Origin of the sequence: Neglectibacter sp. X4, assembly GCF_009917365.1 — a bacterium.
Classification (GTDB): domain Bacteria; phylum Bacillota; class Clostridia; order Oscillospirales; family Acutalibacteraceae; genus Acutalibacter.
Genome location: NZ_QWLE01000046.1, coordinates 1 through 25,447 on the forward strand (window position 1 = coordinate 1; position 25,447 = coordinate 25,447).

Genomic DNA, 25,447 nt, shown 5'->3' on the forward strand with positions numbered 1-25,447 from the left:
GGTACATGAACCCCTTGACTATTACTTGAGGATACTTTTCCCATAAAAATTACACCTCCTCGTCAAAGGGAAAATCAAGCCCCAGTTCGTCAAAATAGGGCTTCAACTCCGCATTGATCGTCTTTATCTCGCCTTGTAGTGTGCGGATTTCCTGTGCCACCGCCGCAAGGTCAATCTCCGGCTCTTTCTCGAAGGTATCTACATAACGGGGAATATTCAGGTTAAAGCCGTTCTCCGCTATCTCCTCCATGGTCGCTACATGGGCATATTTCTCTACATCCTCACGCTTTTCGTAAGTAGAAACGATCTTATCAATATCGCACTCCCGAAGGATATTTTGATTCTTGCCGGACTCGTAATCTTTGGAAGCATCGATAAACAGAATGTTGTTGCTGTTTCCGTTGCGCTCCTTTTTCAGCACAAGAACGCAGACCGGAATCCCCGTTCCAAAGAACAGGTTTGCTGGCAAGCCGATTACGGCATCAAGAACATTCAGATTCTCAATCAAGTATTTGCGTATTGTTTCCTCAGATCCACCACGGAACAGGACGCCATGCGGCAGAAGGACAACAGCCCTTCCGTCCTCGTCCATGTGATAGACCATGTGCTGCACAAAAGCGAAATCCGCCTTTGACTTAGGAGCGAGCTTGCCGTATTGACTAAAGCGGTCATCCTCCATAAACTTCTGATCGGCAGACCAGTTTGCGGAGTACGGAGGATTGGCAACTTGCACTCGGAAGTGTTCGTCCCCGAAATAGTCATGCTCCAGCGTATCTCCGTTATAGATGGAAAAATTGCGGTACGGAATGCCACGCAGAATCATGTTCATTCGAGCAAGGTTATATGTTGTCGAAGTTAGCTCCTGCCCATAATACAGGCGGACATTAGCATACTTCTTCAAGCGCAAGAGTAGCGAGCCGGAGCCACAGGTCGGATCGGCAGCGGATTTTATATCGGTAAGTCCAAGACAAGCCAACCGGCAAAGCAGCTCCGCAGGGCCGGCAGGCGTGTAAAACTCGCCTGCTTTCTTCCCTGCGGTAGCTGCAAACTGCCCAATAAGATATTCATAGGCGTTGCCAAGGACATCAATCTTTGTGTCCTCAACACCAAAATTGATTTCATCAAGAGAAGCTATGATTTTAGACATAACTGCGCTGCGGTCTTTCACCGTATGACCGAGCCTTGTCGAATCAAGCTGCATATCGGAGAACAAGCCCTCAAAATCATCTTGGCTCTCCCGTCCAATGGTGGATTCCATCAGACTATTGATTGCTTTCTGCAAGAACTCTATATCAAAGGATCGGTTCTCTACCATCTTTACAAGATTGCGGAAAAGGTACTGCGGTTCCACCACATAGCCAAGATCACGCAGAGACTCTTCCACGACAGCTTCACGGTACTCCTCGTCCTGCCATGCTTCCTCATAGGAGATGTTATCATCTTTCAGGAGATTGACCATATACTTCTCGGTTCGGTCGGAAAGGTAATAATAGAAGATCATGCCCAAGATGTAATTCTTGAACTCATAAGCCTCCATATTACCTCTAAGAGCATTTGCCATAGCCCACAGCTTTGTGGACAACTCCTTTTGATGCTGCTGTATGCTGTTATTATCCATTGTAATTGAATCTCCTTTAGTTGCTGCTGTATTTGTCAACATGGGAATAAATGAAATCTACGATACGGTTTACAAGCGAGCGTTTCCTGAGCAATGGCATTGGCTCGGTGATATTGTCTCTGATTTCGCCGGGGTTTAACACTCCCGTAAACTCAAACTCGGCAATCTCACCTTTTAACATCTTTGCATCTACGCCCTCTTGTTCGGCAAAGGCTTCAATTTCCTCAGCCTTCTGCTTATTCTCAAAATCGTTGTATTCGACATCAATATCTTCCGTACCATCAAAGCCGGACACGACCTGATCCAAAAACGCACGGAGAATATCAATCTTCTTATGCAGGTGGAGATTGTCGGAGCGATCAAGCTCGGACTTAATATGCTCAATATCCCTTTCACGAGTTTGCTTGGTTGTAAAGTCAATGTTCCGAATCAGGTTCATAATATAGGCGACATTGATGCGGTTGCTCTCCATTAGCTCAATGCAGAAGTCCACATCGTCCAAAACTGAAACGACCTCTTTGCCTGTCTGATTCTTCCGGTACAAGAGAAGATATTTGCTCTTATAGTCTTGATATTCTTGATCGGATAGGTCTAAATTGCTACGGTCGAAGCTGAACTCCACGAAAGTTTGAAGAGAAAGCAGATACCTTGTCAGTTCTCGGAACATAACGACAAAACGCTTTTGATCGTCCTCAGAATACATCATATCTATGGACGCAGGCGTTGGCGCAAGCTGCCTTATTCCCGCAACAAGCTCGTTAAACTTCTGAACATAAAAGTCAAAGGACTGAGTAAGAATCCCATCTGGGTGTCCCTGTGAAAAGAGCGCCAGAGCGTCATCTGTCTTTTGCTTTAAGTTGCGATAGCACACAATAATGCCCCAAGGCTTGGTTTCCTTTTCCACTCGATTGGTGCGACTGTACGCTTGCAGCAGGTCGTGATACATCATATCCTTGTCCACATACAGAACAGACAGAGGCTTGCTGTCAAATCCAGTAAGAAACATATTCACAACAATCAAAATATCAAGCTGCTTCGTCTTTTTGCCTTTCATACGGTCAGAAATATCCTTATGATAGGCTGAAAAAGTATCGGTGCTAAAGTTTGTGCTAAAGGTCTTGTTATAGTCAGAAATTATCCGCTCCAGAGCGTCACGAGAGTGTTCATCATGACCCTCGTAGTCCTCGTTTGCTCCATACGAGAAAATTCCGCTGATATTCAAGTCGTGGTCTATGGATTTGAAAATGTCATAGTATTTGACCAGCATCGGGATAGACGAAACCGCAAAAATGGCTGTATATTGCCGGTTGCGGGTTTTCGCCTTGTGATTCTGAACTATATGATTTGCAACCATCGTCATACGCTCATCTGCCATATACAGCTCACCAACATCAATAGCTTCTGTCATGGTAGAATCGTTCTCGTCGTATGCTCCCTTCATGGTTGTGATGTACTCGATATGAAAGCCAAGGACATTGTTGTCGAATATAGCGTCTTTAATCAGATAGGAATGTAAGCATTCCCCAAAGAGCTTTTCTGTTGTCTGTGTGACCTTCCCCTCCACTTTTCCATTGACCTCAAAGCGGGGTGTTCCGGTAAATCCAAAGAATTGGGCTTTTTGAAAATGGCGAACAATATCCTTGTGCATATCCCCGAACTGACTACGGTGACACTCATCAATAATAAAGACCACTTTCTCATCTCGGTACAAATCCATAACCTTGGCATACTGCGGCTTTTTAACCGCAGTCGCCATTTTCTGAATAGTCGTGATAATAAGCTGGCGATTCTTATCCTTCATCTGCTTAACAAGAATATCGGTGCGATCTGTTGCGTCTACAGAACCAGCCTCAAACTTGTTAAACTCCTCCGTAGTCTGTGTATCCAAGTCTTTGCGATCCACCAAGAATATCACTTTCTTGATATTAGGCATTGAAGCAAGGATTTGTGCGGTCTTAAATGATGTAAGGGTCTTGCCCGCTCCTGTCGTATGCCATATATATGCGTTTCTGTTAGTTAGCGTAGCTTGCCGAATCAAAGCCTCGGTTGCATACACCTGATAAGGACGCATGACCATCAGCACTTTATCGGTATCATTCAAAATGGTGAACTTCGTCAGCATTTTGATGAGCAAATCACGAGCTAAAAAGACCACCGAAAAATCTTTGAGATTTGTCACACGAATATTGTTGTCGTCCGTCCAAAAGAAGGTATGAGAATAAAGAATATCCTTATCGCTGTTTGCAAAATATTTTGTATCCACGCCATTCGATACGACAAAAAGCTGGATGAAGTGGTACAGACCTTGGTAAGAGTGCTTTCTGTACCTCATAATCTGGTTGACCGCTTCTTTAATATCTATACCTCGGCGCTTCAATTCGATCTGCACGAGAGGAAGTCCGTTTATCAGGAGAGTGACATCATAACGATTGGTATATTTCCCAACAACGGTTGTCTGATGAGTAACCTGATAGCGGTTTTTAGCATAATCTTCGTCAAGAAACTGCAAATATGGTTTTGAGCCATCGTCCCTCTCCAGCACAAATTTATCCCGCAACAGTTTGGCACTTTCAAAAATGCTTTTGCCGTTAATATAATTCAGAACTCGCTCCCATTCTTTTGGGGAAAGGGGTTTTCCGTCCAGCTTTGCTGAATTGAACGCCTCGAACTGCTCCTTGAAATTATCAAGAAGTGCATCGTAGTCAGGTAAAGACACCGCATTGTAGTTTTGGTTCTGAAGCTGCTCTATAAGCTGTTGCTCCAACTGAGCTTCACTTTGATATGACATATTCTGTCCTCCAACATTTTACTTGAGGATTTTTTCGCACAGCATTTTACGAGATGATGTCCATTCTGTGTGCCGAGAAAGGAACTACATAGAGCCTACTCCGAGGTAAACTCCATAATATCATCAGCTCGACATTCAAGCGCTGCACATATCCTGCCAATAACCTCTGTGGACACGGCTTCATCTTTGCTGAGCTTCCTAACCGAATAAGGGGTGATCCCCGCCAGTTCCACTAAGTCTTTCTTTTTCATGTTCTTGTCCAGCAAGATATGCCATAATTTCTTGTAGCTTATAGCCATTTCCGCATCTCCTTCAGCAGCCGACATAGGTTAATTATAGCACGGTCATGTCGAAATCGCAACCTTGATGTAAGGATTTCGACATTGAATGTCGAAAAGAAGCCCGCATTTACATATACTCATCAAAGTCTTGCGGATGAACGAGTCTCCTTTTATTGAAAACGGCATGTGTGTAATAGTCGAGAGATATTGTGTTGTCAAACCCATAGATACCTGTGAAAAAGGAAATGCTGTCTGCCTTCCGAAAAACGGGAATTAAAAATGCCATATCGCCAGCATCGTCAAAAGAGTAGTTTACCGATATACGGTCATCTTCTCTTGAGATTCTGGTGTCAAGCTCATATAGCTCTGATATCTTTATCGCAAGTTTTACAAAATCCTTTGCTCTCTCCATTTTCTCTGGGAGTAGGATAAGTGTACGATCTTTCATCACATTTTTATAGAATTCTTGAAATGTCAATTCCGGTTTAGGTTTATAATCAGGGGAGCTTTCCATTTCCTTTTCATACTCCTCCAATTCTTTCATCTCTTCCTCAAATGTTGGGTGAGGATAGTGTTTTTCATATATCACAGACACAATATCACACTCCTTATGCCTGAATTATCTCAATTTCAATTTCACACCTTCGAGCATAGTCGATGGTGTTCTTTGTTCCGCTCTTCTCTCCATTGAAAACGGCAATCACATGAGCCGAATGATCCACCATCCATTCATTCCTCCGCTGATACGCTCCCGCATTGTATGAATGACAAATATACTTTATCAGGTCTGCTTTCTCAAGAAGAGCGTCATATCGTCGCCTCCAATCGCTTGACCATCGAGCGCAAAAGTCTGGATACGGTATCGCTGCGATTAAATGCAGCTCTGGATTTGACTCTCTAAGCCGGACTACTATCTCTCCCGCCCAGATGTCTACTCCATAAGCCATTCCAGTTATAAATGTACTGTATCCGCTTGATATGGCACTCTTAATTGCTTCTTCTAAATCCCTTTTGATGTCAATTTCTGCTCGATGCAGCTTTTGTGGTCTATGACCAGTAAAACAACACCTTCTTAGCCGCTTTTCCTGCTCTGTCATCTTAAAACCACCACCCCAAGCTATCATAACATCTATAAGCCAATATATCAAGGTAATTACAGCCCCACCGCCCACATTTTATCCGCCTATATGGGTTAAAATGTAACGAGAGGTGGTGATTCAAGAATGACCGAGAAGGATTTTTCCCTTCGCTTGGCAAAGTTGCGTGGAGAAAAGGGTGTGTCTGCTCGTGACATGAGTCTGTCTATGGGACAAAACCCCGGATATATCAATAATATCGAGAGCGGAAAATCAATGCCCTCACTCTCTGGGATATTCTTTATCTGTGAGTACCTTGGAATCACCCCAAAGGACTTCTTTGATGAGGATTCCAGCAATCCATCGAAGGCAAAGGAGTTGTTCGAGATTGCCAAAACTTTGAGTAATGAGCAACTCGACAGCCTTATCAACTTGGCGAAGGGCTTGAAGAAATGATATGTAACTGCCACCCGCATGGGTGGCAGTTTTTTAATACTGGGGTACGCCATATCCATAGATTTCGTAGTATCCGACTGGATAGCTGTTGATTCTCACACTGTCTCCGGAGTTACCCTCAACGGTATAGACGGTTCCGTTCTCGACTTTTTCTACGATACCGGTGTGATCCGGCTCTCCGTCCTGTCCGTTCTCATCGTTCCAGTCAAAGAAGATAATCATGCCGGGGGCGGGTTCGGCAGAATTGTCTATCCATTGTCCCCTGTCCCTGAACCATTGTTCGCCAAGGGTGCAGCCAGCGTATTTGGGGATAACACCTGTGTCGATATAACCGCACTCATTGGCGCACCAGCTCACAAAGCAGGCGCACCACTCGACACGAGAGCCAAATCCATACCAGTTCCAGTAAGGTTCACCGCCATAATTTCCGATCTGTGAGAGAGCAACCGCCACAATCTGGTCATCGCTGTACCCTATACCGTAGAGAACAGCCGACCATAGCGAGTTGTTTTCATCATTGAGTAGCTCAACGAGATAGTCCTTCTGCTCTTGACTAAATCCGTACTGCTGCGCCATTTCATCGACTGTCTTATGGCTCACAGTTATATAGAGCGTTGTATAGGTCTCCGTTGTCTCCGTCTCAACGATGTTTCCATGCCCATCGTCCGTTTCTGTCGTAACGGTACTTGTCGTGGTCTCTGTCCTTGAAGATATAGAGTTCATCTCCCAGAAGATGTCAGACAAGAGCTGCTTCTTGGTATCGTCCATCGTGGCAACCTCCTGCGGATTATCAGGATCGGTGTTCACCTTGACTGAATAGACCGCAAGCACCTCTTTCCAAACTGCCCTGCTCCCGCTCATTTCAAGAGAGTCGTAGGACACAGCGCTTTTCTCCGCTTCTATCCGAGCGTCATAGTCTGCATTGATTTCCTGCACAGCGGTCTGCATGGTCATTCCTGTGCCGGAATCCTCGCCGGAAAAGAAAATCCCGAACACAGAGCTTGCCACAAGTCCGATCAGGCAGATAATCACGATTACAATAACGGCTACCCAGCCCCCGGCTGCTATGGCAGTTATGAGAGCCTTAGTCGCCGCAATGATAGCCTTTATCGCTGCAATCGTAACCTTGACCGCCGCTTTTATGCCCTCGGCGGTTGCCTTTGCCGCAGCCTTTGCAGCCTGCGCCGCTTTCTGAGCTGCTTTGGCACTCGCCTTTGCTGCCTTCTGCGTAGCTTTTGCCGCTTCCTTCGTGGTCTTAATCGTCGTTTTCGCCGTATGCTCAGCGGTCTTGATGGATCTCTTCGCTGTTTTGGCTGCTGCCCGCTGAGTTGTCTTGATAGACTTCTTACCGGCTGACTTTACGGATTCCTTAACCCCTTTATCCGTCTGCTCCACAATACGGTGAGAACCACCGCCAGAGTATCGTGAGCGAATAACAGGCTTCTCATGCCCTGCCACGCTATCAGACGGGACATCAGCGCTCCTTTGAGAACCGAGCCTCTGTTTATCACGAACCGTCTGGACTGTCCTCTTTCTTCCTTGCTCAACCATACGCTCAGATGGCTCTTTTAACCCATCTGAGCGCTGTTTTATGCTCTCTGAATGAGGCTTAGGGGCAGATGGAGCATGGCTCTCTGTCTGAGCCGCCGTTTCCATCTGGGATTCACGAGTCTTTATCCCTTTTCCCGTTTTCCGCTGCTCCGCCCTAACAGACTTGAAGTTGTCAACCGCCTGCTTTGCGTTTGATACATCTTCCTTCACATGGGAAGCGCTTTCTCTCCCAACCTTTTCGAGCTGATGGGCTGATTCGTGAAGTACCGTCTGTGTACCGCTTTCCATACGGGAAGAAGCATATTCTTCTACATTCCCCTCTGCGGGGTTTGTAGCGGTTTCTGCCTTCTCTTTGGTCTGGATATACGCCCTACGCATACGGTCAGAGACAATCGCAGCTCGGTCAAGCTGTTTGATCGTGCCTTTTATGGCATCTTTGGTCTTGATTTTCCCCATTGAAACCCTCCTTTCTCGCAGATGAACACAGCAAGAGCGAGGGTTATACACCCTCGCCCGGCTTCGTTGTCATCAATTTATAGAGCTTGGTATTTCTGGGGAACTTGTTTGCGAACGGCACCAGAGAACTGCCCACCTTGATAAGCCCATGTCCTGCCTCAACATTGGTGATATAGCTCATCTGGAGGTCAGAGATATTCAAGAGTTTTGCAAGCTCCAAGCGGTCTGTGGACGCCTGATTGAGCATGATGATAAACTCGGAGTTTGCAAGCATTGTCCTCGCCGTATGGCTCTGGAGCAGATCGTCCACATTCTGCGTGATACCGGTCGCATAAGCGCCATACTTTCTGACACGCTTCCAGAGGGTGAACAGGAAGTTGGCGCTGTACTCGTGCTGGAACAGCAGATAGATCTCGTCGATGAAAATATAGGTGTTCTTGCCCTTAGCCCTGTTCTGGGTAATGCGGTTCAGGATCGAGTCCAGCACCACCAGCATACCGATGGGCATGAGCTGTTTGCCAAGGTCGAGAATGTCATAGCAAATCAGACGGTTGTCCGTATCCACATTGGTTTCCTTCGCAAAGGTATTCAAGCTGCCGTTGGTGAACAGCTCAATAGCAAGGGCAATCTCCTGTGCCTCCGGCTCGTCCTGTTTGAGAAGCTCCTGTCGGAAGTCCTGCAAGGTGGGAACCGCCCCCTCATAGTTGTTTTGCTGGTAGCTGCGGTACACAGAGGCTGTGCATCGGTCAATGATGGACTTCTGCTTTGCCCCCAAATTGGAGCCTCCGATAAGCTGCTCACACAGCGACATGATGAACTCAGACTTGAGAATGACAGGGTTTGCCCCGTCGCCATAGTCCTTGTTCATGTCCATAGCATTGATATGGCTGGGCGAAGTGGCAGAGATGTTGATAATCTCGCCGCCCATAGCGTTTACAAGGGGCGAGTATTCTCGCTCAGGGTCAATGATAATGATGTCTGCATTGCTGGCAAGCACCTGATTGATGATCTCCCCCTTGGCAGCAAAAGACTTGCCGCCGCCGGATACGCCCAGAATAAAGGCGTTTCCGTTCAAAAGCTGCTTACGGTCTGCAATAATCATGTTCTTGCTGATGACATTCTGACCGTAGTAGATGCCGTTCTCATGGTAGATGTCCTGCACTCGAAAGGGAATAAAGACCGCAAGGCTCTCCGTTGTCAGCGTTCTGAAAGCGTCTACCTTGCGAACTCCAAAGGGCATGACGGTATTCAGCCCGTCCATCTGCTGGAACTTCAACACACCGAACTGGCACAGGTGCTTTCTGGCTGTGGTAAGCAACGCCTCGGTGTCATTGTCGAGCTGCTCCTTAGTATCAGCGGTGTGAACCATCGTCAGAACAGCGAACATCATGCGCTGGTCTCTGGTTGTCAAATCGTCCAGAAACTCCTTCATTTCCCTCTTCTGCTGCTCCATATCATAAGGGACGGTGGCAGAGAAGTTGTTGTTCTGATTCTGCTTGCGCTGCCAGTTAGTGATATTCGTCTCAACACCGAGCAGACGGTTTTCCGCCTCCTTGACCGCTTCATCGGTGGGAACTGGCACCACATCAATGCTCATCATCAGATTTCGGTTCATGTCTGTCAGCTCCGCCACCATGCTGTCCTTGATATAGGACGCATACTCACGCAGAAACAAAACACGACCATAGCGGTCTCCCAGCTTGAAATAGTCCTTTTCAAACTCCATCGTATCAGGGCAGATAAAGTCCTTGAAGCTATGCCCTTTCTTTCGGGTTTCCTTCATGTCAAAGCGGAAAGAGGTTTCCTCTCCCACCCTATAAAAGTCGTGGAAGATGCGGAGCCTTTCTTCGGTCTCCAGCTCCACGCACTTACTGCCCAATCGTCCAAAATGGGCAATCAGATCCGCACCTACTCGTGCAAAATAGGTTCTGGCATCCTCCACCGATTTCTTATTGACGGAAATCGTCATATACTTGTCCTGCACGATGGAATTAGCGCCGGTCGCCTTATCCAAGAGCATCTTGTTATACTCTTCTCGATATTCGTCCAGCTCATCTCCCTTCATGGGAATCAAGATGGTTTTCTCAAAGTCCAAACGGTTCAAGTGCCGGTTGTTGATGGTTATTTTTGTTGTTGCGCCGCTGTCGAGGGAGTTGAGAAGCTCAGAATATTCGAGGAACATCGCTTCCTTATCCTCCCGACTGGCAACTGCATAGTTGATGTCCGAAAACTTAAAGGTTTTGGAGAACTTGTCCCTACCCACCTGAAAAATGCCATCATCATAGATGGCTGTGACAGGGATCACATCCTGAACGCTTCTCGGCACGACGAACCTTTCCTTGTCCTGCTTAAACAGGTTCGATAATGTCTTAATCATTCGACTTCATAGCCTCCTTTGTCTTTTTCTCCATGCTGGGCTTCATCAGCTCGTAGTAGGTGTTGGTCGCTCGAAAGGTCAATCTCTTCGGCATGATGAACTCAGACTTCACCCATGTGCAGATGAACTTTTCCGCAGTCATGCCGTTATATTTCAGAAAGCCGAGCGCCGCAAATGGCGCTGCTCCCAAAATGCAGACCCACGAAACTGTCTCCGTCCCAAGATGGGGCTTCAACAGAAAATAGAGTCCGACAGCCACCACACAGGCACAGGCAGAAAAAATGAACTGCCGCAGAGACAGTCCAAAAAACATAGATTCGGTGTAGTTGCGAATCTCTCTATTGATCTTGACTTCCATTGTCCTTCCTTTCTCCGCTTTCCCGCCCTATGGCTTCGCAGATCTCTTCAAGGCAAACGCATTTCTCACTTAGGCAAAAACGCTCACCTTTCTTCTTTCCGCCGTAATAGAGGCAGTATTGGCAGTCGCAATCGGCAAGGGAATAACCCTGCCATTTGTTGTAGATTCTTTTCATGGCGAACACCTTACAGTCCCATCATCTCACGAATAATCCGGTCTGCCATCTTCACGCTTCCAACCAACACAAGCATGTTAAAAACCAGCTCTCCGATATAAGACCACACTTGCGTGACTGCCGCCGCATCAGGATTCACGACAGGCGGCGACGAGGCAAACAGTGAGAAGATGATACATGCCAACACAATAACCGCTCCCTCAAGGCAGACCGCACAGAAGCTCTTGATGAACGACTTGCCAACATTCTGGGACGGTTCTCCCGCAAATGTCGATAGCGGGATCGGCGCAAGTGCAGTGTACATATAGAGCTTAAAAAAGCGCCCATACACGGTCATAATCAGAATAAAAGACAGCACTGTGATGAACAGCCCGCCGATGAGGGTCACTGCCCATAAGGGGATAGACTCAAAGAAGCCGCAGTCCTCGATAGTAGTAATCATCTCCGGTGGGAGAACTGTCTGTGATGCGGAGCTGAACCCTGCCGCTGTCATAATTGTCGAGATGGTTCCCTGCACGATGTTGAATAGCGCAAGCATCAGCTCCATGCCGTAGGTGATAGCGCCCTTTGCCAATGCAAAGCGTACAAAGAGCTTTAAGGCGTGTTCCGGCTTCTTTACATCTGTATAGCTGCCGCAGGTTTTCACCATACCCACAACAAAAAACAGAACAAGCAGCGCAAGACCGATTGCCTGAACCGCTCCGTTGATATTCACGATGACACTCCATATCCCGCCGCCCTTGAACTCCTGCGGGGTCGTTGTGATAAGCGTCCAGATCTCAGCCAGTTTGTCGTTCCATGTCTCAAGGGCATTTTCAAGGTTCTGAACAACCCAAGAATCACTCAATCTTCGCACCTCCTCCTATAAACGAAAAGATGGGGTGTTCCTCGCTGGGAACACCCCATCCTGAGTGTTTCGATTTTGGATTTGAGTGTTTAGCCGACGATCAGAGTCAGAATCTCCTTTGCGAAGGTGATAATCACGCCGCCGGCAAGGGTCAGGAAGCCGTTAGCACGCTGAGACGGGTCGTGAGATTTCAGAGACAAGCCCACCTGCACGATGCCGAAGCCCAGCAGGATCATACCGACCGCTCGAATCAGACCGAAAATGAAATCGGAAAGGTTGTTGATGACGGACAGAGGATCGCCCGCAGCATACGCCGGAGCCGCCATGCCCACTGCAAGAGTGAGCGCCATTACCAAAGCGCAGTAGGTTCGATACCCTTTCCTGACCTTGCCCCGCATGGGCAGCTTGCCGGTCTCCTTATTGGTGTTATTGTTAAAGATTTTCATAGATATTTCCTCCATTCATTGATTGTCTGCCTCAAAGTCCTCCTCGGACAGAAGCTCGTAGTTTGTTTCTGTGAGTTCCATCTCAGGGACAAGCTCAGGGTCGAGCCAGTCCACAAGGATGGTCGCAACATCGGATTTCACAGTGCCATGCTGGTAAATCTCTCCGTCCCCATCAGCGGTCAGCTTCACATCAGGGTGTTTCAAGATGTCATACTTGAAATCCATCACAGGGCGCTCCCCTCGGATAAAGAGGATCGCATACTGATTGTCCAGCATCCGAACTTCATCGGGGGTCAAAAGCTCACGACCGCTGATCTGGTAGTTGGTGGAGTAGTTTCCGCTCCGTCCCGAACTCTTACCAAAGGTGTTTGTGTCAATCGTCTCCTTGCCCAGCAGTTCAGACACATATTTGTGCGTCGATTGCTCGTTACCGCCCAAATAGAGAAACTCATCGCAGTTGCCCACGATGGACTCCCACTGCTTTTCAAACAGCGCTTTGAGCTGCGCCAGATTTTGCAGGATAATCGAAACCGATACCCCTCTGGAACGCATGACGGATAAAATCTTGTCGAAGTCATCAGGCAGTGAGACATTGGCAAACTCGTCCATCAGGAAGTGAACCGGCACAGGCAAGGAGCCGCCATGCACATGGTCTGCTGAATAGAATAACTGCTGGAAAAGCTGGGTGTAGAGGATTGACACAAGGAAGTTGAAACTGGAGTCGTTGTCGGGAATCAGAGCAAACAGCGCAACCTTCTTCTCACCCATTGAGGGCAAGTCCAGCTCGTCCGTCTGCGTCATTGCCGCAAGGCTTTCCAGATTGAACTTTTCAAGCCTTGCCGCAAGAGTAATCTGAATCGACTGGATAGTTTTTGCACTGCCGGAATGGTAGTTGTGATAATACTTCACAGCGATATGGTCTGGATTCTCCATCTCCAGATCTGAAAACAGATTGTCCAGTGGGGTCGGTCTGTTGTCCTCTTCGTCCTCGATAGCGCCCGCTCGAAGCATCTCCATTACCATCGGGAAATTCTGCTCCTCTTCCGGCGCTTCGTACCGAAGGTAGAAGATCAGTGCAAGCAGCAGCATAGAAGCCGCCGTATCCCAAAAGGGGTCTTGTGCCTGAGCGCCCTTTGGCGTGGTGCTTTTGAATAGATTGGTTACAAGGCGCTGCACATCATTGTCATTCTGCAAATAGACAAAGGGATTGTAGCAATGGCTCTTTTCCATAGAAATCAAGTCAAGAACACGGATTTCGTATCCCTTTGCCTTTAACAGTCCTCCGGTATCCCGCAGGATTTCTCCCTTCTGTCAAGTGGTTTTGAGATATTTTTTGAAAAATCTCCAAAGCGCATAGCTGTGCATAAAGTCAATCAGGCAACCTCCGTTTCCTGCAAAGCCATTGCTTCTCTTGCAATCAGAGCCTTTACAAGCTCTTCCTGCGTGTGCTTTGCGTTCTCTGCGGGCATTGCGTTGACAACGAAAATCGTGCCGCCGATTCTCTCTACAAAGCCGGTTTTCATATTCTCCACGGTCATCACCTCCCTCCGTAAAAATAGGGGCGTCCGTTTCCGAATGCCCCGTTACCAGCCGAAAAAGGATTATTCCTTTTCATAGATTGCCTTGAGTGCTGCGTAAAGATTTCTGCCCTCGTCCTCCGTGAGCGTAATGCCCTTGCCGCAGCGTTCGTGGTTCGGATGCCACTCTCGGATGTCCAGCTTGGCGGCATTGCCGTTCCACGAAATGAAGTTTGCTTCCTTTGTGTAGCCTTTGCCATTCTCTCCGAGGACGGCGAGGGGCTTGGTAATCGTGCTTGTAATGTCTTTCATTTTCGTACCTCCGTAATTCAAGTGTTGAAGAAGTTAAAAAGTCGGGATAGTAATGGAAGGGATTATCGTTCCCAGTCATTCCTGCCCCGACGGTGTTTGGATTGTTCTTTTCGGGCGGCGGCTCTGTCCTCCCATTCCTTGCGCTCCTGTGCTTCCTTGATACTGAAAAGCTCCTTGACCTTCTCTACAAAGACCTCCACCAGCTTTGGGAAGTGTTCCAGTGCCTGCAAAAACGGCTGGCATTTTTCTTTGAGCCGGTCATACCGTTCCTGCAATCGCTCTACGGCAGAGGACGCATTGAAATACTGCCTTTGATAGTAGGAAACGCTGCTTTTCAAATCTTGGATTTCACTGCGGCTTGTGATACCTTCCTTGGCAAGTGCCGTGAGCTGCTGATAATCGTCCTTGGAAACGGCAATCTTGCCGGTGATGGTTTTCTGCCCCATGCCCTCAATCTCTGCCATTGTCTTGTGGACTTCGTGGGCAGGTTCATAGCGCACCTGCTCAGCTTCAATGCGTTCCTGAATGTCAGCAAGTCGTTCCTTGTCCTTCTGAATTTGATAATCCAGGCTGCTCAAATTCTCTGCCGTACTGCCCAATACGCCACGCTCAAAGCCGGTGAAACCCGCTTCGGTCATATGCTCAAAGAGCTTGTCTTGCAGAACGGAGTAGGACTTGCGGAACATCGGCTTTCCGTATTTGCTGATAACCTGCTGCCCATTTTCGTCCAGCAGAGGGACCGTGTTCTTCCATTTCTTCGAGTGGGAAACTTGGTTGATGACCTCCTTGACCGTTCCTCTCAGGGCTTCGTCCTTGCAGCGTTTCGACCACAGGATTTCTTTTCGGACGGTAGGGATCGCCACGATGTGCAGGTGGTAGTGGTAGACCGGCTTGCCCAGTTCTTCGGACACCGCCTTGTTGATTTCATCGGCGTGCATAACCGCCGACACGATGTTCTCCTTGCCGTAAATCTCACAGCCGAAACGGTAGGCTTCCTCGTAGAACTGCTTGGCGTATTCGTAGCCGCCGTGTTCCTCAAAGTACCTTGTGTTCACATCAATGACCAGTTCATTAAAAATGGTTGCGCCGGCTTTCTGTCCTCTTGTGGAGATTTTGCCCTCGTCAATGAGCCGCTGGAAATACTCGTTGTAGGTCAAACCGCCCGTGTCCTTGAAGTGAACATTGCGGGCAATTCGCTCGGTGTCCACATTGAGATTTGCGTAGCTTTCGTTCTTGCGCTCGTTGTGTCGCTCGGTTTTCTGCGCTCCCTCTGCGGAGATTTTCTCCACTCGGATAACGCTCCAATTTCCTTCCGCCATTCTCATCACCTCCAGTCAGCGGAAAGGGAGGGGGTGCGGGTTACGCAACTTTTTCAAAGTGCGTAACCCACTATGACACTTTCAGCTTCGCTGCAAAGGTGTCGTGGGCAAGGGCTTTCCTCCCTTGACCTCCCTCAAAACCTCAATCAAATAGGCAGGTCGTCCTCGTCCGTGACTTCCTGCCCATTCTCAATCGGTTTTTCAACCTCCGGCAAAGTCCAGTACCAAAGAAAGCCGTCCTTCACAGAGCGAACTCCGGCTTTCTTTTTGGACTTCTTGTAGGTTGATTTCTTGAAGCCTGCGGCTTCAAGCTTTGCTTCGCAATCGGAAGCCAGCCGCCTACCGCCCGCCAGCAGGGAACGGATAAAATCCGTTGCCGCTTCCTCACGGGCATTCGGTCTGCCCATCCTCGGCGCAGAAGCAGAGAAAGCGTCCTCCGCACTCAGCTCCAGCTCATCAAGAAAGTTCACACCCTTGTCGGCTACCTCAAAGAGAATAGCCGAGCCCATCGGCGCAAGATTGCTCTTGACCTGCACCAGATAACGCTCGGCGGGGTTCTGCTTATTGGCCGTGCGTGTGACGGCAAGAATGCTTCTCGCCGCACCGGCAATGTCGATAGAGCCGTTGGTGCGATAGAGGGGGCTTGTGTCCTTCGCCTTGTTCATATGGGCGATGATAACGATGGCGCAGCCGGTGTCCTTGGCAACGGCAATCAGGTGGTTGAACTCGGCTCTCGTTTCGTTGGCATTGTTCATCGAGCAAGTGTCACCGATATACGAACTCATCGGGTCGAGAATCAGCAGCTTGGCGTTGTACTTCTCCACGGCTTCACGGATACGGTCATCCCCGAAGGTCAGGCTCTTTTCGTCCTCCTTGATGAAGATGAGTCGGTCGCCGTCACCGCCCGCCGCATTAAATCTCGGCACAACGGTATCGTCTGCATCGTCCTCGGTGGTCTGGTAGATGACGGTCATCGGCTCGGTATGTTCCTCCTCATCTGCAAAGGGAAGCGGCGCTCCCTTGGAAAGCAAAGCGGCAAGAGAAAGCATCAGCTTACTCTTGCCGTCACCGGGGTCGCCTTGCAGCAGTGTGACCTTGCCGAAGGGAATATAGGGATACCACAGCCAGCGCACCTCTTTCGGGGTGATCTCGCTGGCCTTGATGATTTCCAGCTTTGCGGGAATGTTGTTTGGATAGTCTGTCATTGTCTTGTTCTCCTTTTCGATAGATAGTGCGGGCATTGGATAACGGTGGCACGGAAGCTCTGCTTGCAGCTCCTTTCGCATTTCCTGCAAAGCTCGTTGTATTTCTTCCTGCCACGCTCATCAAGAAAGAACGCCCATTCTCTCTTGAGGTATTTCGGCATACGGGGCATAATGGACACCTCCTTATCGCTGCCTAATTGCCGATTTGCTCCCGAAACGCAGAAACGCCCAAAACCGTTTCCCGCTGTATAGTTTCGGGGCGATTTTGGGCGTTTCCTTTCGATGTGAGCGGCTTTGTTTTGGGGTCGGTATTCTTTACCGCCAACCGTTCAAAAGCCGCTGTTTGTCGCTTCCGGGCAACAAAAAAGCGCCGTATTGCTACGACGCTTTTGTCTTGCTCGGAAAGTTGATTTTCAATGCGTAAATAGGACCGAAATTTGGTAGCTATTCGCCAAGATACTTGACGATAGCATCTGTAATATGCCAAAACAGCACTGGAGGAATAGCATTTCCTATCTGTTTGTATGCAGTTGTTTCCGTTCCTGCAAACACAAAATCATCAGGGAATGATTGGATACGAGCAGCCTCCAATGGCGTGAATCTGCGATAAAGTTCTTTCTTGGGGTCAACAAGTAAAACTGGGTCTCGTGAATTCAGACTAACTTTTGCCAAATGGCTCGTAACAGTAAGACAAGGCTCATCGAGGTTTTGAGCAAGTCCTCGCTTCATATTGTTCTTTGCATTCTTCATTCCTTGAACTGCTCGTTCTGAAAAGTAATATTTCTTTTCTTTAATTGCAAGTTCGGGGACAGCTACAGAAAGAGGAACCCAATTTCCATCATTGGTTTTTGCAGGAAATATAAAATCACCTCTTTGTTCCCAAATATCTTTCCTTATTCCTACAATAATAACTCTCTCTCTTTTTTGCGGAACGCCATAGTCAGCAGCATTCAGCAAAGAATAAAAAGTTTTGTAACCAGCTTCTTCAAACGATGTAATTACTCGCTTGAATATTGTGCCTTTGTGGAGTGTCATCATCCCCTTTACATTTTCAGCTACAAAAACTTTCGGTTGCTTTGCTTTGACGATACGAACCATTTGCTTATAAAGATTTGCTCTGTCATCAAATGGGTCTTTTGTTGGATTGACAGTGCTAAATGACTGACAAGGGAAGCCACCTGTCAGAATGTCACACTCTGGAATATCCCTTTCATCAACTTCACAAATATCAGCACATACAGCACCTTCTGAGCCGAAATTCAACTTATGTGAATCTACCGCTTTTTGGTCTATATCGCAAGCATATACTAATTTACAAGGGTGGGGTTCGTATTTCCTTTTGTTGAAATTAAAACCGCCGAGTGTCCCTAAATCAACACCACCACATCCGCAAAAGAGGGATACAACGCTATTCATTTATGCCCCCTCCCTTTGAAGTCCATATACTACATCATCAACAGCAACATTTGAAAAGTCTATTCTATATGTCATTGGCGTTGCTTGTATCTTACCATCTTGGAACTTTTGCATTGGGTTCTTAAGGATGAACATATGAATGCCATCACGAGTAAAATACACACGAAATATGGAGTAAAAATCTCGGTGCTGCTGCGCCGCTACCCATTCATTTCTCGTAATATTCAGAGTGTCAATCCAAAGTTCATCGTTAACATCAGGACAGGTCAATCGTTTTGTGGATTTTACTTCAATATACTTAACGAATTCAGCCATATCTCCCGGCTCAGCTATTACTGATTGAATATCATAACCAAGACCTCTTGTTTTCCCAAGCGACAAAACTTTATTGGCAAGTCGTTGGTTAAACGAAGCAACACGCTTTTTCTCATATTCATAAACGATTTGCTCTCCTTCATCGCCAAACTCAGTAAGATTAGTTGTTTGAGTATGGGATATAGTGGGCTTTTGAGGCTCTGTTGTATCAACAATCAGTGAAGCCGCAGAGGTTGCGAACTTACCTGCACACGACGAGATGCGAGCAAAATAAGCATCCCACGCATATTGAAATAGCTTGCGATTTTCAGCCGTATTCAAATCGTAGCTATACACATCAAACTCAGGTTTCTTATCCCAATCTTCCGCAAACAACTCGATGGTCGGCATTTCATTTGGATTGAGGACAACTCTTTTATCATCCGTAAATCTTATAAGATTAGCGAGTTCAAGATAGTTCATCTGCTCATTGATATGCTGCCAGTTATAGGAGCTTTGTTTGCCCGGAACATAAATTGTTCTTTCTACACCGGCTTTTTGATCTTGAGAAATTACCTCTAAAACCTCATAAGGATTTGCTTTTCCTTGCAATACATCTAACGAATTCAAGACATAGTATCCAACTTCTCTTTTGGTAATATCAACATTTGCGGTTCGAGCTACAAGAAGAAGTTTAAGCAGAAAAGCATTCGGGCGTATGCAAATGCCATCTGAAACTCTTTCAAGAACAGTAGGGCTGGTTTTTTGAGAACCATTTGGAAACTGCATTTTATAGCAAATATCCTTGAAAAATGCAGGCTGGTCATTATCCTCAAGAAATTTTTGTGTTCTCTCTGACTCATATACCTTTCCGTCCTCAGAGAAGAAATACATTCCGAATAGTTTCCCGGATATTTCCGTTCGGTGATTATCAAGTGTTTTCTTCACTCGTTCAGCCGCAGGGAGATAACGCATAAAGGCGTTATTAAATTTCATCTCAAATTCACTTGCCTCACAAGGGCAGACCTCATCTATAACCTTTGCGTATGCCGGAAGCAGGTCATCCATTTCTTTTTGTGACTTGCCACGGATTATTGTGCAGCGATACTGCCGTGTACAATCATACATTTTCCTTTTCCTCCAATGCTATAATAACGCTTTTGGCAACAGCTTGAGCTAAAAGCGGAGGTACAGCATTACCAACTTGCTTTAGCTGGCTTGTCTTAATGCCAATAAATCTAAAGTCATCTGGAAACGACTGAATACGAGCCGATTCTCGAACCGTAGGTACTCTATTTGCTCTGTAATGGAAGTGATGATTATGTCCTGTATCTATTGTAAAGCAAGGTCTACTACTATCCATACGAGTCCACGCAATGTGTACTTTTCGGGTTGACCACAATTCTTGCGGCAAATCTTTGTAATTTCCTCCATCTGGAACCATTGCAATAATATTTCGTGTTTTTTCAGTGTGAATTGTAGTAACGTGATTAAGCAATATATTAGCGTTCTTTCGCATAAACTTCTGATACTCATTAGTCGCTGGCAATTCATATTCAGCTTCTTCTGCAAGCAATCGAGTGTCCCCAATAAAGTCTAAATCGGATAAGGCGTCCTTACAAGTAATATAAGGCTTCTTGCCATTGCCGTGGGTTGGTTCAGGGAAAATATAGTCACTATTTTCAACTTTTTTGGTGTTGATACCAACAAAGAATACTCGTGTTCTTGCTTGTGGAACACCAAAATCGCAAGCTGTCAACTGATTCATTTTCACCTTATATCCTATATTGGTAAAGTCTTCAATTACTTGTTCTTTCACTTGTCCATTAAATAGTCTTACCAACCCGGGGACATTTTCCATAACAAATGCTTTCGGCTGTATAGTCGCTACCATTCGGACAAAAGACTTATATAGGACATTTCGTGGATCATCTAACATTCGCTTTCCAGACAATGAAAAGCCCTGACAGGGCGGTCCACCTATGATAACATCTACTTCGTCGGCAGTTATTCCGGCAGCAGAAAGTAAATCCTCTCCTGTTAAGCCGGATATATCTCCAACGATTGTTGCAGCATTTGGAAAGTTCTCTTTATATGTTGTTACAGCATCTTGCCAAATATCAATGCCAAGTCGGACATTAAACCCTGCTTGTTCAAAGCCTTTGGAGAAGCCTCCGCAACCGCAAAACAGGTCAATCACATTCATTCTCTGTTTGCTCCTTTTTTGTTTTCTTTAATCTCGAATCACTTGGCTTTGATGAATCTGAAGGTATCGCCCAAGCATCACCGAGTTTGAAAACACCGGGAATACGACCTTCCGCACAGAGAACTTGAACACGCCTTTGTGATATATGCCATAATTCGGCTGCCTTGCTTGCCGTCATAAACTCCATTTTCTCACCTCAAAACAAAGTAATACAGTTATATTATATTCTACGGGGCGAATAAAAGCAAGGGCTATTTTGAGGTTTCACCGTTTTGTACCAAATTATTTGCAATTTCTCAACGAAATGTTTTCAAGTCGCAAGAACCACTTCAGCTTCTTCCATTACTCACGGAACTTTATGACTTCTTGAATACTACCCGAAAAAGGAAAGCCGCTGTTCATCACAGCAGCCTTTCCCAGCAGAAATATGCGGTTAGTCAGGAATGATTTCTATACGCTCATAAAGGTCAGAATCATCGTCATCAAAGAGTTTCTTGTGTGCTTCCGCTTCCTGAAGCGTATGGTAGTAATACTCCTCGTCAGGCTTTCCATCCTTACGAACAAATCTCACAATAAACATAGCAGTTCTCCTATCACTTCCGAAGCAACATCATTTCCTTGGTTGATTTCTCGATTTCTCCAGTCAACAAGGCAATGCCGAATCACTCTGGTTTCTACCGGCTCAAAGGGGATTTTCTTCTTTCGTCCCGGCTTCATTGCTTCTGCAATGTCGCACAGGCGAAGGGCGAGGTCGTCAATCCGACCGTTGGTTTCTGCGTCATAGCTCCTGTGCTGCTGTATTAAGCCGTTTATCAGCACCCGCACCTCATAATCGTCCAGCTTGACCTTCATAGCCGTCCTCCTAACAGTAAATCAAATCGTTTGCAACGCTTTCCGTAGCAGCACTGCGGATGTTGTTCATCCTCTGCACCCACAGCATTTGATTTTCCGCTTTGAGGGCTTCCGTAACGCCCTCTTTTTCGGAAAGTTGCTTTACCAGCCGAGAAAACATTGCTTCTGCCTGCTCGTTAAGGTCTGCAAGATAATCGTTCAGCTTGCCGGTGGTCAGCAGCTCGGCATACAGACTGACCTTGTGCTTGCGGATATACCGCAGGTGTCGCTGTCCCCAAATGCCGATGGGTCTGCCCTCCGGCTCGTCCTCTCCGGCAATCAGATAGTAGTTCCCGACAAGCTCATAGCGCAAGCCTGTCCTTTCGTCCGTGATGAATTTCTCCATTGTGTCGTCCTCCTTGAATTATATTGCTTCTCCGGCTTTCTGCCCGGATTGCTTACGATGATAATAGGCAAGCTGTCTTTGGTTGCGATTGATGGTTTTGCATTCCTCGGAGCACAGCACCTCCTGACCGTTGGACGGCCAGAAGGGCTTGCCGCAAATCTTGCAGACCTTTTGACGGAAGGTGTGCTCTCCCTTTTCGGCATAGCGTTTCTTCTCTTTTTCTGCCTGCTGATGGGCTTTTGTACAGTCGGTGTTGCAAAACCTCTGCCTTGTGCTGTTCGGATAAAACTCTTTGCCGCATTGTTCGCACACACGCTTCGGGTACTTATGACCGTCATTCGCCGCCCAGCGTTCCGCCTTTGCTTTGGCTTGATGTGCAACATTGCTCTCACGCTGCCGGTTCTTCTTGCGCTTGGCTTTTTCCGCCGTTTCTTGCTCGGCTTTCCGTCTTGCTTCGGCAATTTCCTTTTCGGAAAGTGGGAGGTCAAACTGCCCGATGAAGTTATAGTAAATATCCACCTGCTGCTGTCGGTTGGGCTTCTTGCCCTCGGCTTCGTGAACAACGATTTTATCAATCAGCTCACACGCCATCTCTTTCGTCAGCTCTGTGGGCTGCTTATACTTCTTGATGAGCTTGATAAACCGTCCGATATGAGCAGAGGACGCTTTGGTTTGCTCCAGCTTCTCCTGAATTTCCGACACTTGGCTCTCAAGGCTATCCTGTTCAGTCGAGTATTTCTTCATCAGGGACTTGTACTGCTTTTCGGGCAGCAGACCTGAAATGAAATTCTCATAAAGGCTTCCAATCAGGCGGTCAAGCTCGTTCAGTCTGCGATTGATTGTCTGAAGTTCATCCTTTTGCTTTTGTGGCTTGCCATTCGCCTGTGCTTCCCATTTGCATTTCAGTTCTTCCGCAAAGCCACGCTCATCTGCGATAATGTGGCTTGAAAGGCGTTGGATAGAACGCAGTACCAGCTGATAGAGGACTTTGTCGCTGATATGATGGATGGTGCAGTTCACGGTTCTGTTTCCGTAGCTGCTGCATCGGAACGAATGATAGGGTTCTCCGCTTTTGTAGTAATTCGTCTGATAGGACATCTTACTGCCGCAATCAGCGCAATACACAAGACCGGGCAGTAAGCATTCCTCTTGGTGCGTCCCTTCCTTTATACGGCGTGTGGCGTGTTTCAATCTTCTGTGCGCCTGCTCCCAAAGCTCGCTGTCAACGATTGGCTCGTGGGTGTCCTCAAACACAAGGCGTTCCTCATCGGTGGCAAAGCGGCGTTCATCGGTCTTAAAATTCGTTCCGATGGTCTTTCTCAGCACAGTATGACCGAGATATTCCTGTCGGCTTAAAATCTCTCTTACCGTGTTTGCGTTCCAGCTTGTGCAGCCGTACTCCGCTTTTCGGTTGCATTGTTCGGGGTGATATTGGAGGGTGTACGCCGATGGGATAAGCACCTTTTCCTCCGTTAGCTGTCTTGCGATTGCCGGAGGTGTCAAGCCCTCTGCCGCAAGCTCAAAGATGTGTTTTACCACCTGAGAAGCAACAGGATCGACCACTAAGGTCTGTTTATCTTCGGGCAGTCGATTGTAGCCGTAGGGAATGCTGCCGGAGCAGCGTTTGCCATCATTCATACGGGACAGAAAGATGGACTTTATCTTGTTGCTGGTGTCCTTGGCATACCACTCGTTCATTATGTTGAGGAACGGGGTAAAGTCGTTATCCTGTGGTTTGTCGCTGTCCACGCTGTTATTGATTGCGATAAAGCGTATCTGCTTCTTGGGGAACAGAATCTCGGTATAAAAGCCGACTTCAAGATAGTTTCTGCCGAAACGACTCATATCCTTGACGATAATCGTGCCGATTTTTCCGGCTTCGGCTTCCGCAAGCATTGCCTGAAATCCGGGACGGTTGAAGTTACGCCCTGTGTAACCGTCATCGGTAAAATGCTTGATGTTCGTCATACCGCTTTTGCGGGCAAAATCTTCGAGAAATCTCTTTTGATTCAGTATCGAGTTCGATTCGCCCTGCTGCTCATCATCCTTGGACAGCCTTTCATAGAGGGCTGTAACTCTGTTAAAATCCCTGATTTTAGGCACTTTCTGACCTCCTTTCCGTCTTTTATTCGCAGCCATATTCAATGGACTGCTTGCAATATATATCCTAAAACTTCTTTTCCGTTTGGGTCAAGGATTACAAACGAGGTGTTTGCCTGCATGAGATTGGGCTTGCAATAGAACCTTGTTTTGCCCGCACCGCTTCCACCGCAGACCAGCGTGTTCAGGTTGCGCCGGTGTTTCTTGGCATTCAAGCCGATTTTCACATTCTGGGTCATCAGCTTGTTGTTGGAGGGCGGCGACTGCTGATACTTCCGGCTTATCGCTCTTGCATCGCCCCACTTGGCAGAACCATGTTCCTCCCTGCGGCGGTAGTTCCTGCGTGTGGAGAAGTAAATCCCGATACCCATGCCATAGCTCAGGAGCAAAATGAGGACAGTCCGCAGACTGTCCTCGCACAGCTCTATTTGAAACGGCTCATTGAACACCGTCGCCAACTTGGGAAGAATCTCTGGAAGCCCGCCTGAGACAGAAGGCGCAATCAGAAGCGCAACCCACACGACAGGAACAATACCGATGATGGAAAGAATGATGGCGCTCTGCCGGTCATTATCTCTCGTCATGGCTCCGCCTGTCTTTCTCGATTACCCTGAACTTTTTGCTGGGGGCATTGCCAATCTTGATAATCAGATCGTCAACAGCATCCGTCGCCTTGCCCTCGCTCCGAAGCTCGGTCTTTTTATCGTTCAGAGAGCGAATGACAACCCCATGCTCGTAATCGTCCAGAGCGACAAAATACCGTCTCTCGTTCATTCTCTGCCCCCCTTATCTCTCCCTGTCCTTGCTCCGTTCCTGCTTCTGGCGGTAAAGCTCATCGGATACTCTGGAGCAGATCTCGCTCATCGCTGTGCGGGTCTTGGACAGAACATCACGCTGCTCCTTTGGCTCGGCTTTGGCAAGCTCGTCCGGCACCCGCCCAATGGCGAAGTTCTGGGTGTCCACGCCGTACTTCTTGCAGACCATATATCCAATGCAAACCGCCTGAAAACCGGAGTCCCTGCGGCTGTATGCCTCGCTGTTGATGGCAAGCTGGGCGTGTCCAAGCTCCTGCGCCACACACTGACAAAGGGCAACGCTGTCGCCAATATCCCGCTTGATATAGAGGGTCTGCTTATCGTTGTTGTAGAACGCTCCCATTTCAGGGAAAGGCAACTCATCTGCAACCTCAACTTTCACCGGAGCAGTATCCAGCATAACCGCCACAAGCTGCTGGGGGTCTCGGTTCACGCTGGGCGCAGGCAGGCGCTTCCCATTGGTCTGCGCCACATCAAAGACCTTTTTCACATTGTAGGCGATCCCCGGCGTCCCGTCTTTCTTGGTGTACTCTACCGGCTCAAGAATGGACAGGCTCTTTTCGCCCTTGTTGATCTTCACATTCTCCTCTCCCCAAT

25 protein-coding genes and 2 pseudogenes are annotated in these 25,447 nt (G+C 47.5%); 1 reads left to right on the forward strand and 26 read right to left on the reverse strand.

Annotated features, from left to right (window positions below; translation table 11 throughout):
- Positions 1 to 49: 49 nt before the first annotated feature.
- The 5 genes from D1841_RS13270 to D1841_RS13290 all read right to left on the reverse strand — a co-directional run bounded on the left by D1841_RS13270 (position 50) and on the right by D1841_RS13290 (position 5,859).
- Positions 50 to 1,618, reverse strand: a complete 1,569-nt coding sequence (locus tag D1841_RS13270; protein WP_160641654.1) for a type I restriction-modification system subunit M — start codon at positions 1,616 to 1,618, stop codon at positions 50 to 52.
- A 16-nt stretch (positions 1,619 to 1,634) separates the two neighbouring features.
- Positions 1,635 to 4,406 carry a type I restriction endonuclease subunit R gene (locus D1841_RS13275; RefSeq protein ID WP_160641653.1) on the reverse strand — a complete coding sequence of 924 codons (2,772 nt, stop codon included), beginning with the start codon at positions 4,404 to 4,406 and terminating at the stop codon, positions 1,635 to 1,637.
- Positions 4,407 to 4,501: 95 nt separating this feature from the next.
- Positions 4,502 to 4,705 (reverse strand): helix-turn-helix transcriptional regulator, encoded by a 204-nt coding sequence (locus D1841_RS13280; protein WP_160641652.1) that lies wholly within the window; start codon positions 4,703 to 4,705, stop codon positions 4,502 to 4,504.
- Positions 4,706 to 4,814: 109 nt separating this feature from the next.
- A complete protein-coding gene (locus tag D1841_RS13285; RefSeq protein WP_160641651.1) occupies positions 4,815 to 5,282 on the reverse strand; it encodes a hypothetical protein in 468 nt (155 codons plus the stop codon).
- 13 nt (positions 5,283 to 5,295) lie between these two features.
- On the reverse strand, positions 5,296 to 5,859 hold the full coding sequence (locus tag D1841_RS13290; protein ID WP_347564039.1) for an SLOG family protein: 564 nt from the start codon (positions 5,857 to 5,859) through the stop codon (positions 5,296 to 5,298).
- 51 nt (positions 5,860 to 5,910) lie between these two features.
- On the opposite strand from D1841_RS13290, the gene D1841_RS13295 reads away from it, so the two are divergent.
- Positions 5,911 to 6,219 (forward strand): helix-turn-helix domain-containing protein, encoded by a 309-nt coding sequence (locus D1841_RS13295; protein WP_160641650.1) that lies wholly within the window; start codon positions 5,911 to 5,913, stop codon positions 6,217 to 6,219.
- A 33-nt stretch (positions 6,220 to 6,252) separates the two neighbouring features.
- Here the strand turns inward: D1841_RS13295 and D1841_RS13300 are convergent, their stop codons facing one another.
- From D1841_RS13300 to D1841_RS13400, 21 genes and pseudogenes are all read right to left on the reverse strand, one after another.
- Positions 6,253 to 8,226, reverse strand: a complete 1,974-nt coding sequence (locus D1841_RS13300) for a CHAP domain-containing protein (RefSeq protein ID WP_160641649.1) — start codon at positions 8,224 to 8,226, stop codon at positions 6,253 to 6,255.
- Positions 8,227 to 8,269: 43 nt separating this feature from the next.
- Positions 8,270 to 10,603 carry a VirB4-like conjugal transfer ATPase, CD1110 family gene (locus D1841_RS13305; RefSeq protein WP_160641648.1) on the reverse strand — a complete coding sequence of 778 codons (2,334 nt, stop codon included), beginning with the start codon at positions 10,601 to 10,603 and terminating at the stop codon, positions 8,270 to 8,272.
- Positions 10,596 to 10,961 (reverse strand): PrgI family protein, encoded by a 366-nt coding sequence (locus D1841_RS13310; protein ID WP_160641647.1) that lies wholly within the window; start codon positions 10,959 to 10,961, stop codon positions 10,596 to 10,598. The genes D1841_RS13305 and D1841_RS13310 overlap by 8 nt, the downstream gene beginning before the upstream one ends.
- Positions 10,962 to 11,146: 185 nt before the next feature.
- The gene (locus tag D1841_RS13315) at positions 11,147 to 11,983 is read right to left on the reverse strand and encodes a hypothetical protein (protein ID WP_161880108.1); all 837 of its coding nucleotides are present in this window, start codon (positions 11,981 to 11,983) and stop codon (positions 11,147 to 11,149) included.
- A gap of 89 nt (positions 11,984 to 12,072) precedes the next feature.
- Positions 12,073 to 12,429: a glutamyl-tRNA amidotransferase gene (locus tag D1841_RS13320; protein ID WP_161880109.1), complete on the reverse strand. Its 357-nt coding sequence runs from the start codon at positions 12,427 to 12,429 to the stop codon at positions 12,073 to 12,075.
- Positions 12,430 to 12,444: 15 nt separating this feature from the next.
- Positions 12,445 to 13,737: pseudogene (locus D1841_RS13325) on the reverse strand (VirD4-like conjugal transfer protein, CD1115 family); the annotation flags it as partial.
- A 65-nt stretch (positions 13,738 to 13,802) separates the two neighbouring features.
- Complete coding sequence (locus tag D1841_RS13330) at positions 13,803 to 13,961, reverse strand: hypothetical protein (RefSeq protein ID WP_166554270.1); 159 nt, start codon at positions 13,959 to 13,961, stop codon at positions 13,803 to 13,805.
- Between the two features lie 69 nt (positions 13,962 to 14,030).
- Complete coding sequence (locus D1841_RS13335; RefSeq protein WP_066733266.1) at positions 14,031 to 14,258, reverse strand: YdbC family protein; 228 nt, start codon at positions 14,256 to 14,258, stop codon at positions 14,031 to 14,033.
- 62 nt (positions 14,259 to 14,320) lie between these two features.
- On the reverse strand, positions 14,321 to 15,577 hold the full coding sequence (locus tag D1841_RS13340; protein WP_161880110.1) for a plasmid recombination protein: 1,257 nt from the start codon (positions 15,575 to 15,577) through the stop codon (positions 14,321 to 14,323).
- 146 nt (positions 15,578 to 15,723) lie between these two features.
- Positions 15,724 to 16,782: an AAA family ATPase gene (locus D1841_RS13345; RefSeq protein ID WP_154458917.1), complete on the reverse strand. Its 1,059-nt coding sequence runs from the start codon at positions 16,780 to 16,782 to the stop codon at positions 15,724 to 15,726.
- Positions 16,783 to 17,226: 444 nt separating this feature from the next.
- Complete coding sequence (locus D1841_RS13350) at positions 17,227 to 18,198, reverse strand: DNA cytosine methyltransferase (protein WP_154458916.1); 972 nt, start codon at positions 18,196 to 18,198, stop codon at positions 17,227 to 17,229.
- Positions 18,199 to 19,620, reverse strand: coding sequence for a protein NO VEIN domain-containing protein (locus D1841_RS13355; protein ID WP_154458915.1), 1,422 nt, complete (start codon positions 19,618 to 19,620; stop codon positions 18,199 to 18,201).
- Positions 19,613 to 20,698, reverse strand: a complete 1,086-nt coding sequence (locus D1841_RS13360; protein ID WP_154458914.1) for a DNA cytosine methyltransferase — start codon at positions 20,696 to 20,698, stop codon at positions 19,613 to 19,615. Before D1841_RS13360 ends, D1841_RS13355 begins: the two co-directional genes overlap by 8 nt.
- Entirely contained in the window at positions 20,685 to 20,885 is a 201-nt protein-coding gene (locus tag D1841_RS13365; protein WP_154458913.1) for a helix-turn-helix domain-containing protein, read from the reverse strand. Before D1841_RS13365 ends, D1841_RS13360 begins: the two co-directional genes overlap by 14 nt.
- A 246-nt stretch (positions 20,886 to 21,131) precedes the next feature.
- Positions 21,132 to 21,278, reverse strand: a complete 147-nt coding sequence (locus D1841_RS13370; protein WP_154458912.1) for a hypothetical protein — start codon at positions 21,276 to 21,278, stop codon at positions 21,132 to 21,134.
- Positions 21,266 to 21,550: a hypothetical protein gene (locus D1841_RS13375; RefSeq protein ID WP_154458911.1), complete on the reverse strand. Its 285-nt coding sequence runs from the start codon at positions 21,548 to 21,550 to the stop codon at positions 21,266 to 21,268. The genes D1841_RS13370 and D1841_RS13375 overlap by 13 nt, the downstream gene beginning before the upstream one ends.
- A 10-nt stretch (positions 21,551 to 21,560) precedes the next feature.
- On the reverse strand, positions 21,561 to 21,935 hold the full coding sequence (locus D1841_RS13380; protein WP_161880177.1) for a TnpV protein: 375 nt from the start codon (positions 21,933 to 21,935) through the stop codon (positions 21,561 to 21,563).
- A gap of 18 nt (positions 21,936 to 21,953) precedes the next feature.
- A complete protein-coding gene (locus D1841_RS13385) occupies positions 21,954 to 24,038 on the reverse strand; it encodes a DUF4368 domain-containing protein (RefSeq protein WP_371721927.1) in 2,085 nt (694 codons plus the stop codon).
- A 68-nt stretch (positions 24,039 to 24,106) separates the two neighbouring features.
- Positions 24,107 to 24,619, reverse strand: a pseudogene (locus D1841_RS13390) (type IV secretory system conjugative DNA transfer family protein); the annotation flags it as partial.
- Positions 24,606 to 24,809, reverse strand: coding sequence for a hypothetical protein (locus tag D1841_RS13395; protein WP_160641641.1), 204 nt, complete (start codon positions 24,807 to 24,809; stop codon positions 24,606 to 24,608). The pseudogene D1841_RS13390 and the gene D1841_RS13395, both read right to left, overlap by 14 nt.
- A 12-nt stretch (positions 24,810 to 24,821) precedes the next feature.
- On the reverse strand, positions 24,822 to 25,447 hold a 626-nt coding region (locus D1841_RS13400; RefSeq protein WP_166554272.1), incomplete at its 5' end, for an LtrC-like protein.